General features: G+C 73.3%; 11 protein-coding genes. 10 read left to right on the forward strand and 1 reads right to left on the reverse strand.

Annotated elements, in window-relative coordinates; genetic code table 11:
* Positions 1–19: 19 nt before the first annotated feature.
* Positions 20–958 (reverse strand): ion transporter, encoded by a 939-nt coding sequence (locus ACF059_RS10160; protein WP_392054079.1) that lies wholly within the window; start codon positions 956–958, stop codon positions 20–22.
* A 294-nt stretch (positions 959–1,252) separates the two neighbouring features.
* On the opposite strand from ACF059_RS10160, the gene ACF059_RS10165 reads away from it, so the two are divergent.
* The 10 genes from ACF059_RS10165 to ACF059_RS10210 all read left to right on the forward strand — a co-directional run bounded on the left by ACF059_RS10165 (position 1,253) and on the right by ACF059_RS10210 (position 11,778).
* The gene (locus tag ACF059_RS10165; RefSeq protein ID WP_392054082.1) at positions 1,253–1,852 is read left to right on the forward strand and encodes an acyltransferase; all 600 of its coding nucleotides are present in this window, start codon (positions 1,253–1,255) and stop codon (positions 1,850–1,852) included.
* A gap of 431 nt (positions 1,853–2,283) precedes the next feature.
* On the forward strand, positions 2,284–3,450 hold the full coding sequence (locus ACF059_RS10170; RefSeq protein ID WP_392054085.1) for a hypothetical protein: 1,167 nt from the start codon (positions 2,284–2,286) through the stop codon (positions 3,448–3,450).
* The gene (locus ACF059_RS10175) at positions 3,447–4,217 is read left to right on the forward strand and encodes a WecB/TagA/CpsF family glycosyltransferase (RefSeq protein ID WP_392054088.1); all 771 of its coding nucleotides are present in this window, start codon (positions 3,447–3,449) and stop codon (positions 4,215–4,217) included. Before ACF059_RS10170 ends, ACF059_RS10175 begins: the two co-directional genes overlap by 4 nt.
* Positions 4,217–5,473 (forward strand): nucleotide sugar dehydrogenase, encoded by a 1,257-nt coding sequence (locus ACF059_RS10180; RefSeq protein ID WP_392054091.1) that lies wholly within the window; start codon positions 4,217–4,219, stop codon positions 5,471–5,473. Before ACF059_RS10175 ends, ACF059_RS10180 begins: the two co-directional genes overlap by 1 nt.
* A 4-nt stretch (positions 5,474–5,477) precedes the next feature.
* Complete coding sequence (gene wecB, locus ACF059_RS10185) at positions 5,478–6,587, forward strand: non-hydrolyzing UDP-N-acetylglucosamine 2-epimerase (protein WP_392054094.1); 1,110 nt, start codon at positions 5,478–5,480, stop codon at positions 6,585–6,587.
* A 24-nt stretch (positions 6,588–6,611) separates the two neighbouring features.
* Positions 6,612–7,355 (forward strand): chain length determinant protein, encoded by a 744-nt coding sequence (locus ACF059_RS10190; protein WP_392054097.1) that lies wholly within the window; start codon positions 6,612–6,614, stop codon positions 7,353–7,355.
* Positions 7,352–8,815: an oligosaccharide flippase family protein gene (locus ACF059_RS10195; protein ID WP_392054100.1), complete on the forward strand. Its 1,464-nt coding sequence runs from the start codon at positions 7,352–7,354 to the stop codon at positions 8,813–8,815. Before ACF059_RS10190 ends, ACF059_RS10195 begins: the two co-directional genes overlap by 4 nt.
* Positions 8,812–9,903: a hypothetical protein gene (locus ACF059_RS10200; protein ID WP_392054103.1), complete on the forward strand. Its 1,092-nt coding sequence runs from the start codon at positions 8,812–8,814 to the stop codon at positions 9,901–9,903. Before ACF059_RS10195 ends, ACF059_RS10200 begins: the two co-directional genes overlap by 4 nt.
* 15 nt (positions 9,904–9,918) lie before the next feature.
* A complete protein-coding gene (locus ACF059_RS10205; protein ID WP_392054106.1) occupies positions 9,919–10,722 on the forward strand; it encodes a glycosyltransferase family 2 protein in 804 nt (267 codons plus the stop codon).
* A 63-nt stretch (positions 10,723–10,785) separates the two neighbouring features.
* Entirely contained in the window at positions 10,786–11,778 is a 993-nt protein-coding gene (locus ACF059_RS10210; RefSeq protein ID WP_392054109.1) for a hypothetical protein, read from the forward strand.
* Positions 11,779–11,787: the final 9 nt, after the last annotated feature.

Raw genomic sequence — 11,787 nt, forward strand, 5'->3', positions numbered from 1 at the left:
CCATGCCCCCGGGGCCCCGTTACGGCCCGCTGTGCGAGGCCTCCAGCCGCCGCGGCGGACGGCCGTCGGCGGCGTCGAGTCCCGCCTCGATCTCGTCCAGGGCGCGGCGGGCGGTCGCGATCCGCTCCTTCACGTCTGCGGTTCCCGCATCGGGGCCGGGGCCGGGGCCGTGAGCGGGGCCCGCGGTGGGGGAGCCGGGCCGCTTGGGGTTCCGGTCGGCCGCCTCCTCGATCTCGCGCGCCTCGTCCAGGGAGTTGAGGACCACCCCGATGAGCACGTTCACCAGGACGAAGGAGGCGAGCAGCGCGTACGAGGCGTAGTAGAGGATGCTGAGCCGGGAGATCTCCAGTCCGGCGCGGACGGCGTCGGTCAGGCCGTCGAGGGTGGTGAGCAGGAACAGGGTGAGCATGGCGCGGCCCACCGAGCCGTAGTGCCCGGGGTCGGAGCCGGCGAAGCAGACCCAGCCGATCATGGCGTACACGTACAGGACCAGCGCGCCGACGAACAGGAAGCTGGCCGTGCCCGGCAGGCTGCGGCCGACGGCGATCAGCAGGATCCGCAGGTGCGGCAGGAAGCGGGCGGTGCGCAGGACCCGGGCCAGCCGCAGCAGCCGCAGCAGGGTCGCGTTCTCGCGAACGAGCGGGAGGAAGGCCGAGGCCACGACCGCGAGGTCGAAGAGGTTCCACGGGTCGCGGAAGAATGCTTTCGGCCGGTCCGCGAAGGCGCCGAGGCGCAGCAGCATCTCCAGCGTGAACAGGGCCAGGCAGCAGTCCTCCGCGGCCCTCAGCAGCTGCTGGTGGTCGTGGGCGAGCCCGCTGTAGGTCTCGGCGCCCATCAGCGCCGCGTTGAACAGGATCGCGCAGAAGACGACCAACCCGAAGGCGGGCGCCTCCGTGGCCACCCGGCACCGGGCAGCCAGCTTCATCCGGCCGCGTCCGGCCGGCCTCGGGTTCGTCATCGTGCTCCTCCCACTCTCGTCCGCACAGCGGGCCGTGATCGGCCCGACCGTCTAACGCCCCACAGGCGATCGGGTTTCACCACTTCTCGCACGGCAACGTGCCCATTCGGGCCCGCGGCGGGCGCGGACGCTCACCCGCCGTCGCCCCAAGTACGCTGCGCGCGGAGTCGGTTGATCCAGAGGTGGGGTGGGCCGCGGGCCCCTATGCTCGCTTCGTACTCCAGCACCCCGTACACCCGTACACCCATACACCCGTGCATCCGCACGCCTTGCGCACCGTAAGGGGACCGCGTCGTGAGTGTCCGCATCCAACCCTCCTCCCAGGTCGACGAGAGCGCCGAGCTCGGTGAGGGGACCACGGTCTGGGACCTGGCGCAGATACGGGAGGACGCCCGGCTGGGGCGGGGCTGCATCGTGGGGCGCGGGGCGTACGTGGGGCCCGGTGTGCGCATCGGCGACCACGTCAAGCTGCAGAACTACGCACTGGTCTACGAGCCCGCCGAACTGGGCGACGGAGTCTTCATCGGCCCGGCGGCGGTGCTCACCAACGACTTCTACCCCCGCGCGGTCGACCCGGACGGGCGGCTGAAGCGCGACGGCGACTGGGAGGCCGCCGGGGTCGTGGTCGCCGAGGGGGCCTCCCTGGGGGCCCGTTCGGTGTGCGTGGCCGGGGTGCGCGTCGGGCGCTGGGCCCTGGTCGCGGCGGGCGCGGTGGTGTCGCGGGACGTCCCGGACTTCGCGCTGGTGGCGGGGGTGCCGGCCCGGCGGATCGGCTGGGTGGGCCGGGCCGGGGTACGCCTGGTGGAGAGCGGTGACGAGCCGGGGGTCTGGCGGTGCCCGCGCACCGGAACGCTGCACGACGAGAGGGACGGCGGGCTCACCGAACGCACCTGACGCAATGCCGGAGATATTCGGGCACCGGCATTTCCTCAAAACCACAATCAACGAACATCCGTGGGCATACCGTGTCCCTGCACACGGGATCTGAGCTGGCAACAGGCCGTGTTCGGTGGGGGGTTGTGTACGACGAGGGCACCGCGGGCCATGCCGTGCGGCGCGGGTTCACCGTGCTCGCCGACACGTTCGCGCACGTGCGTGCCCCGGTCCGCGGCATCGCTGGGGGGTCCAGTGGCGGCCTCGGACGGCTCGTGTCACCCGGCGTGAGGACGCCGCGGGCGCGGGCGCCGTCACGCGCAGTTCCCCTCCGTCGGGCGACGACCGCCAGGTCCGTCCGAGGAGCGATCAGAGGGGGTAGCCGTGATGGAGCCGCACAACTCGGACGCACGGGGTGCGTGCCGTACCCGGGAGGCCGGGGTGGGGACCCGATGACGACCGCACGATTATCCGCCCTGGCGGAAGCGGACCTGCCGCTGCACGCCCTCGCCGAGCGGCTGCTCGCCCTGGCCGAGGCGGGGCTGCCCGAGATGTACCTGCCCGACGCCGAGACCTTCGTGTTCACCCGGGCCGGGACGGTCTCCCCCGACGGAAGCCGCCGCCTGGAGCAGCGGGGCACGAGCACCCGGTACGCGGCCATCACCGCCCTCGGGGCCCGGTTCCTGCCCGAGGAACGCCAGCGCGCCCTGTTCGGCGGGCGCAGCGCCCAGGAGTTCGCGGGGCTGCTCGTGGAGCGGCTGGCGGGGGTGGTGAACCTCGGTGACGCGGCGCTGATCGCCTGGGCCGCCGCCGAGACCGCCCACCCCAAGCTCTCCGACGCCCTGGACCGGATGGCCGCGCTGGACGCGCCCGGGCGTCCGCGGTACACGGTCGAGGCGGCCTGGGTGCTCTCCGCCCTCGTGGCCGCGCGCGCCTGCGGGGACGTGGAGGACCGCATCGCGCTCGCCCGCCGGCGGCTGCTGGCGGCCAGAGCCACCGGCCCCCTCTTCGCGCACGCCACCGGGCCCGGGCTGGTGCCCCGGTACCGCGACCACGTGGCCTGCTTCGCCGACCAGACGTATCCGCTGCAGGCACTGGCCCGGCTGCACGCGAGCGGCGACGACCCGCAGGCCCTCGCGGCCGCCGACGCCTGCGCCGCCCGCATCTGCGCCCTGCAGGGCGACGGCGGCCAGTGGTGGTGGCACTACGACGCCCGCCGCGGCACCGTGGTGGAGGGCTACCCCGTCTACAGCGTCCACCAGCACGCGATGGCCCCGACCGCCCTGTTCGACCTGGCCGAGGCGGGCGGCACGGACTTCGGCCCGGCGATCCGCCGGGGGCTGCGCTGGATGACGGACGTACCCGAACTCGCCGGGCCCACCGGGGCCCCGCGCGAGCCGATGATCCGCGAGGACCACGGCGTCACCTGGCGCAAGGTCTACCGGGGCGATCCGAGGAAGGCCGTGCGTGCCGCCCGCGGGCTCACCGCCAAGGTGGCCCCGCGGGCCCGCCTCGCACCCCTGGACCTGCTGTTCCGGCCCGGCTCGGTGGACCGCGAATGCCGTCCGTACGAGTTCGGCTGGCTCCTGTTCGCCTGGCTCGGGGGGCTGGCGCGATGACGCGACGGCCCTGCCTCTTCGGGGTGTCGCTCGACGCCCTCACCATGGACGAGACCGTGCAGCGCTGCCTGGACGCGGTGCGGCGCGGGGAACAGATCGAGATCGGCATGGTCAACGCCGCCAAGCTGGTCAACATGCGGCGCGACCCGCGTCTCGCCGAGGCGGTCGCCGGCTGCGACCTCGTCCTGGCCGACGGCCAGGCGGTGGTCTGGGCCGGCCGGATCCTGGGCGTCCGGCTGCCCGAACGGGTCGCGGGCATCGACCTGTTCATGCGGCTGCTCGCCGCGGCCGAGGTGGCGGACATCCCCGTCTACCTGCTCGGCGCCGAACAGAGCGTCCTGGAGATGATGCTCCGCCAGATCTCCGCACGCTTCCCCCGGCTGCGGGTGGCCGGCAGCCGCAACGGCTACTTCGCCGACCGCGACCAGGAGCCCATCGCCGACGCCATCGCCGGCAGCGGCGCCCGGCTGCTCTTCCTCGGCATGACCTCGCCGAAGAAGGAGATCTTCACCGCCGGCTACGGCAAGCGCACCGGCGCCCACGTGGTCCACGGCGTCGGCGGCTCCTTCGACATCCTCGCCGGCATCACCAAGCGGGCTCCCCTGGTCTGGCAGCGGATGGGACTCGAATGGTTCTACCGCACCCTCCAGGAGCCGCGCCGGCTCGGCAAGCGCTACCTCACCACCAACGCCGCCTTCCTCCTCATGACGGTCAAAGAGCTCATCCACCGCACCCCGTCCGCCGGTTCCGCGAACAGGAGTCACTGATGCGTGTCGTCGTCGTGGGACAGGGCTACGTCGGACTGCCGCTGGCCGTCCGGGCCGCCGAGGTCGGACACCAGGTGATCGGGTACGACGTGGACGCCCGGCGGGTCAAGAGCCTCGCCGCCGGCGAGTCGTACGTGGAGGACGTCTCCAGCGAGCGGCTGGGCCGCGCGCTGGCCAACGGCAGTTACCGGCCCAGCGAACTGGCCCGGGACTGCGGCGGCTTCGACGTGGCGGTGGTCACCGTACCCACGCCCTTGCAGGAGGGCGCTCCCGACCTGCGCTACATCGAGGAGTCGGCGCGCACCCTCGCCCGGTTCCTGCGCCCCGGCGCCACGGTGGTGCTGGAGTCCACCACCTATCCCGGCACCACCGAGGAACTGTTCGCGCCGATCCTGGAGGACGGCTCGGGGCTCACCGCCGGCGCCGACTTCCACCTCGGCTACAGCCCGGAGCGCATCGACCCGGGGAACACCGTCTGGGGCTTCCAGCAGACCCCCAAGGTCGTCTCCGGCATCGACGCCGGCTCGCTGAAGGCCGTCGAGGCCTTCTACGGAGAGCTCGTCGACACCACGGTGCCGGTGCGCTCGCCGAAGGAGGCCGAGCTGGCCAAGCTGCTGGAGAACACCTTCCGGCACGTGAACATCGCGCTGGTCAACGAGATAGCGATGTTCGCCCGCCACCTCGACATCGACGTGTGGCAGGCCATCGAGGCGGCGTCCAGCAAGCCCTTCGGCTTCATGAAGTTCACGCCCGGCCCCGGGGTCGGCGGCCACTGCCTGCCCATCGACCCCTCCTACCTGTCCTGGCGGGTCCAGCGCGAGCTCGGCCAGAGCTTCCGCTTCGTCGAGCTGGCCAACGACATCAACAGCCACATGCCCGAGTACGTGACGCGCCGCGTCATCGACGCGCTCAACGGCAAGCGCCGCTCGGTCAACGGCTCCCGGGTCCTGCTGCTCGGTCTGGCCTACAAGAAGAACACCGGCGACGCCCGCGAGTCGCCCGCGGTGCGCATCTCCCAGCTGCTCCTCGACATGGGGGCCAAGGTGCGCGCGGCCGACCCCCACGTGGTGGAGGACGTCACCGTGGACGCGCGCCTCGTCCGCGTGGAGCCCACGCGCAAGGAGCTCGCCGCCGCCGACGTGGTCGTCCTGCTCACCGACCACGACTCCTTCGACTACCAGATGGTCACCGAGCACGCGGCGTTCGTCCTCGACTGCCGCAACCGGATGACCGGCCCCATGGTGGAGGTGCTCTGAGCCCATGACCAGGATCGTCTGCGTGGCCGGAGCGCGGCCCAACTACATGAAGATCAAACCGGTGATGGACGCACTGGAGCGCCGGGGCGCCGAGGTGGTCCTCGTCCACACCGGCCAGCACTACGACGACGCCATGAGCGACGTGTTCTTCCGCGACCTCGGTATCCGCACACCGGACCGGTTCCTCGGCGCCGGCTCGGGCACCCACGCCCAGCAGACCGGGCGGGTGATGGCCGCCTTCGAGCCGCTGCTCGACGAACTGGCGCCGGACGCCGTCGTGGTCGTCGGCGACATCAACTCCACGCTGGCCTGCGCCCTGGTGACCGCGAAGGCCGGCCCGCTGCTGGCCCACGTGGAGGCCGGGCTGCGCAGCCGTGACTGGACGATGCCCGAGGAGGTCAACCGGGTCGCCACCGACCGGGTGAGCGACTACCTGCTGGCCCCCTCGCCCGACGCCGCCGCGAACCTGCGGGCGGAGGGCTACCGGGAGGACCAGATCCACGTCGTCGGCAACGTCATGATCGACACCCTCCTCGCCAACCTGGAGCGGGCCAGACGGTCGGACGTCCTGGACCGGTACGGGCTGACACGCGGCGGATACGGCCTGGTCACCCTGCACCGGCCGGCCAACGTGGACGACCCGGCGGCGCTGCGCGGCCTGCTGAAGGCCCTCGGTGAGATCGCCGGCCGCTGCCCGCTGCTGCTGCCCGTGCACCCGCGGAGCGCCGAGCGGGTGGCCGGACAGGGCGTGCCGGAGGGCGTCCGCCTGGTGCCGCCCGCCGGTTACCTCGACTTCATCGCCCTCCAGGACTCCGCGCGCCTGGTGCTCACCGACTCCGGGGGCGTCCAGGAGGAGACCACCGCCCTGGGCGTGCCCTGCGTGACCCTGCGGGAGAACACCGAGCGTCCCGTCACCGTCGAGGAGGGCACCAACGTCCTGGCGGGCACCGACCCGGAACGCATCGTGGCCACCGTGCACCGGGTGCTCGACGACCCGCCCGCCGCCCGCTGCCCCGCGCTGTGGGACGGCCACGCCGGCGACCGCGTCGCCGAGGTCCTGCTGGGCGGCGCGGCCGCGGGCACCCGGCCGCGGCCCACCGACCTCGTCCCGTAACACCGCACCGCGAAGGGGAAGACCATGGATCTCGCCGAGATCTGGCGGGTCATGCGCAGACGCTGGTACGTGCTGCTGCCCGGACTGCTGCTCACCGCGGCGCTGACCACGGGTGTGTACCTGCTGGTCCCGGTGCAGTACGTGTCGCAGAGCACCGTGACGCTGCTGAACTCGAAGAAGGCCACGGTGGCCTTCGACGGCAACCCCTTCCTGAGCACCCAGGCCTCGCTCACGGGCATGGCCGACGGCCTGGCCCGCAACCTCAACTCCGACGACTCCGTCGCCGACCTCACGTCCCTGGGCGTCACCGGAACGCACGAGGCGAAGATCGCCGACAACGCCCAGGGGCCCTTCATGTGGCTGAGCGTCACCGGAACCGACCCGGCCGCCGTCCGGAAGTCGGACGAGATCTTCACCGCGTACGCGGAGAAACGGCTGATGGAGTTCCAGACCCAGCAGTCGGTGGCCCCCGAGGCCATGATCCGCATGGCCACCATCGTCCCTCCGCAGAAGCCGGAGGCGCAGACCAAGGCCAGGCTCCAGTACCTCGTCATGGCGGGCGCGCTCGGCTTCGTCCTCAGCGTGGTGGCCACCTTCTACGTCGAGGCGCGGCGCCGCCGCCCGCAGACGCCCGGCCGGCACCGGCCCGCCGGGGGCGAGGAGGCCGTACCGGGCCCGTACGAGGGGGACGACGGCGGGGAGGAGACGAGCGCGTCCCACCCGGCCGCTTCCGCCCCGGCCGCCTCCGCCGTGGCCGGATCGCCGTGACCGGATCCGCGGCGGACACCGCGGCCACGCCCGCTGCGGCGCCGCCCTCGCTGGGACGCAAGGTCGGCTCCGCCGCCAAGTGGAGCCTGATCAACACGGTCGTCATGCGGCTCGGCAACTTCGCCACCGGCATCGTCCTGGCCCGCTTCTTCCTCGGCCCCGAGGCCTGGGGCGTGTACGGGATCGCCCAGACGGTCCTGCTGGTCCTGCTCTCCGCGAACGAGCTCGGCGTCTCGCTGGCCATCGTGCGCTGGGAGGGCGACCCGCGCCGCTTCGCCCCGACCGTCCTGACCCTGAGCGCGGTCTCCAGCTGCCTCCTGTACGCGGCGCTGTTCGCCACGGCGCCCGCGGTGGCCGGCGTACTCGGCTCGCCCGAGGCCTCCGGGGTCCTGCGGGTGATGTGCCTGTGCGTGGTTCTCGACGGGCTGTCCCAGGTCCCCGCGGGCTTCCTCACCCGGGAGTTCGCACAGGGCCGGCGGATGGCGGTCGACGCGCTCAACTTCACGCTCAGCACCGGCGTGACCCTGCTGCTGGCCGTCGACGGCTGGGGCGCCATGAGCTTCGCCTGGGGTTCCGTCGCCGGCAACGTGGCGGCCCTGATCGGCTGCTCCCTGGCCGCCCCCGGCACCCTGAGGTTCGGCTGGGACCGCGAACAGGCCCGGGCGCTGCTGCGGTTCGGCCTCCCGCTCGCCGGGGCCAGCATGCTCGCGCTGGGCGTCGTCAACGTGGACACCATGGTCGTGGGTTCGGCCCTGGACCCGCTGGCCCTCGGCTTCTACGTGCTCGCCTTCAACATCTCCGGCTGGCCCGTCCGCATCATCTCCGAAGCCGCCCGCCGGGTCTCCTTCGCGGGATTCTCCCGCCTGGCCGACTCGCCACAGGCGCTGGCCGCCGGCTTCGGCCGGGCCCTCGGCGTCGTGGTGACGGCCACCGTCCCGCTCTGCGTCCTGCTGGCCGCCCTCGCCGCGCCGATCGTCGACCTCGTCTACGGCGAGCGCTGGCTGCCCGCCGCCCGCGCGCTGCCCTGGCTGATGGCGCTCGGGCTGGTCCGCATCGGCTGCGAACTGGCCTACGACTGCCTCGTGGCGATCGGCCGGCGCCGCTCGCTCATCGCGGTCCAGGGGCTGTGGCTCCTCGTCCTGATCCCCGCCCTCGTGGCCGGCGCCCGTACCGGCGGGATCGTCGGGGTGGCCCAGGGCCACGTCCTGGTCGCCGGCGCCGTCGTGGTGCCGGTGTTCCTCCTCGCCCTGCACCGCGGGGGCGTCGGCCTCGGCACGGTCGCACGGGCCTGCGCCTGGCCCCTCCTGGGCGGAGCGGTGATGGCCGCGGCGGTCCTCGTGCTGGAGCGCGCCCTCGGCGACGGCGTCCTCGCGCTCCTGGTGACCGGACTCGCCGGGACCCTCCTCTACGGGGTGTGCGTGCTGCCCGCGCGCGGTCTGCTACGGGGTGCGCGGGCGTGAGCCGGGACCGCGGGCGCCGGGCCGCCCGGCTGCTCACCGGGGTACTGGCGGCCGTCGTCCTCCTCCTGTGCCTGCCGGGGCCCGCCGGGGTGAGCGAGCGCGCGGACGCGCCCTCCGCGACCCCGTCCGCCACCCTTCCCGGGACGGGTACGCCCGGACCCACGGCCACCGCGAGCCCCACCGGCCCCTCCGGCACCCCTTCCGCGGCCCCCTCCCCGGCCCCCTCGGAGGGGGCGGGCGAAGCGTCGCCGGGCGCCTCCGCCTCCGCCTGCGCCTCGCCCGGGGCCTGCGGATTCCCCGACGCGAGCACCACCGGCCCCCGGACCGCCCTGGAGCGGCACGACACCGGCAACCTGTCCGTCAAGAAGGACGGCACCGTCATCAAGGGCTGGGACATCCACGGCTCCCTGGACATATACGCCGACGACGTCACCGTCATCGACAGCAGGATCACCTCGGCCAACTGGTGGGGGATCAACCTGCGGCCCGGCTTCGGCGGACTGAAGGTCCTGCACACCGCCATCACCGCCGTGCCCGGCAAGGGCCCGGACAACGGAGGGGTGAACTACGCGGTCTCGAACATGGGCGGCAGCTCCATCGAGGTCGGCTGGTGCGACATCTCGGTGTTCGGCAACGCCCTGTCCATGGGCCAGGGGGACCTGCACGACAACTACGTCCACGACATCGTCGCCTTCCGCAACCAGGGCGGCGAATGGCAGCACACCGACGCCGTCATCAGCGGAGGCGGCAACCAGGGCCGCCTCACCCTGCGCCACAACACCCTGCTGAACTCCACCCCGGTGGACCGCGGAGCCACCGCGGCCGTGGGCCTGTTCGCCGACACCGGGGCCGTCTCCTCCGTCGTCGTCGACGGCAACTGGCTGGCCGGGGGAGCGTACGCCCTCTACGGCGGCGGGCCCGGCGCCACCGGCATCGAGGTGACGGACAACGTCTTCTCCACCCAGTACCACCCGGGCGGCGGAGCCTACGGGCCGGTCGCCGCCTGGAACGCGGGCGGCGCCGGAAACGTGTGGCGGGGCAACCGCATGTCCGACGGCCGGCCCGTCACCCCCCAACCCACCGGCTGAGAAGGCGAGTCCACCATGTCCCGGATCGCGCGGGCCCCTTGGGAACTGCTCAAGCGGACCTTCGGCTGGCTGGTCCTCTTCGAGGCCCGGAACAAGATCCTGCTGGCCCCCACCGCCGTACGGCTGCGCTCCTTCGAGGACGCGGAGACCGCCCGGCTGGGCGCCGCCCTGGGCCGGCCCCCGACGGCCCTGGTCGCCACCGTGATCGCCACCCACCGGCGCCCCGAGGCCCTGCGCGCGGCGGTCCGCTCGGCGCTGGACCAGACCGTCACCGACCAGGTCGTCATCGTCGTCGACGACGGCGCGGGCCTTGGCGAACTGCCTGAAGACCCACGGCTGTTCGCGGTGTCGCTCGCCCGCAACACGGCGACGGCCGGCGTCGTGCGCAACGTCGGGATCCGGCTGACGCGATCGCGGTACGTGGCCTTCCTCGACGACGACAACCTCTGGGAGCCCGACCACCTGGCCCAGGCCCTCGCGGCGCTGGAGCCGCCCGGCGGGCCCGACGCCGTCTACACCGCACTGCGCAGGGTGCTGCCCGACGGCCGCGAGCGGGACGTCCTGTCGGTGCCCTTCGACCGCCGGCGCGCCGCCCACGAGGCCTTCCTGGACACCAACGCCTTCGTCGCGCGCCGCAACCGCTCCCTCCACTTCAGCCGACTGCGCCGCACCCCCGAGGTGCTGCCCCGCGAGGACTGGGAGCTGGTGCGCCGCTACAGCCGCCGTCACGCGGTGCGCCACCTGCCCCGGGTCACCGTGCGCTACCTGGTCAACCCGGAGAGCTTCTGGACCGCGTGGGAGGGCCCCGGCGCGCCGTAGCGCCGACGGGAAGGCTGCCTACGCTGGAAGGGGCTCGCCCGTCGTCTCCAGCGAGGTGGACCGATGACCACGCAGCGCACCGCCACCAGGAAGAACGCCACCACCACGCACACCGCCACCGCTGCCGCCGTCGCCGCCGTGTGCCTGCTGTCCGGATACGCCCCCGCGCCGGCCCCGGACACCGGTCCCTGCCCGACCTCGCCGGCGGACAGCTTCTGGCGGGCGCCCGTGGACGCGCTTCCCGTGCACCCGCGCTCCGCCCAGTACGTCGCGTCGATCGGTGCCGAGGCACCCCTGCACCCGGACTTCGGGTCGGGGCTCAGCGACGGCCGGCCCTTCGGCATCCCCATCACGGTCTCGGACCAGCAGGTGCCCGAATCGAAGGTCACCCTGGACTACGCCGAGGAGAGCGAGAGCTCCGGCTACCGCATCCCGCAGCATGCCAAGATCGAGAACGGTCCGGCGAGCGACGGGGACCGGCACGTCGTGGTCTGGGACCGCGCCCTGTGCAAGTCCTACGAACTGTGGGACGCCCACCCGCAGGGCGACAACGCCTGGCACGCCGGCTCGGGCGCGATCTTCGACCTGCGGAGCAACCGGCTGCGCCCCGACGGGTGGACCTCGGCCGACGCCGCCGGTCTCGCCATCCTCCCCGGTCTGGTGCGCCCCGACGAGGCGGCGAGCGGGCGGATCGACCACGCGATCCGGATCACCGTGCCCCGCTCGGACCAGAGCTACGTCTGGCCGGCACGGCACCAGGCGGGCTCCGCGGCGGACCCGTCGCTGCCGCCGATGGGCCTGCGGTTGCGCCTCAAGAGCTCCGTGGACACCTCGCGGCTTCCCCCGCAGGCGAAGGCCGTGGCCGAGGCACTCGCGACGTACGGCGCCATCGTGGCGGACAACGGCTCGGCCTGGTTCCTCTCCGGTGAGGAGAACGCCGCCTGGGACAACGCCCAGCTCGACACCCTCAAGGGCTTCAAGGGCTCGGACTTCGAGGCGGTCGACGCCTCCGGACTCATGCGGTCGCCGGACTCGGGCGCCGTCGCGCCGAGGTGACCGCGCCCC

Origin of the sequence: Streptomyces sp. NPDC016562 (assembly GCF_043076955.1) — a bacterium.
In the GTDB taxonomy this organism is placed as follows: Bacteria; Actinomycetota; Actinomycetes; order Streptomycetales; family Streptomycetaceae; genus Streptomyces.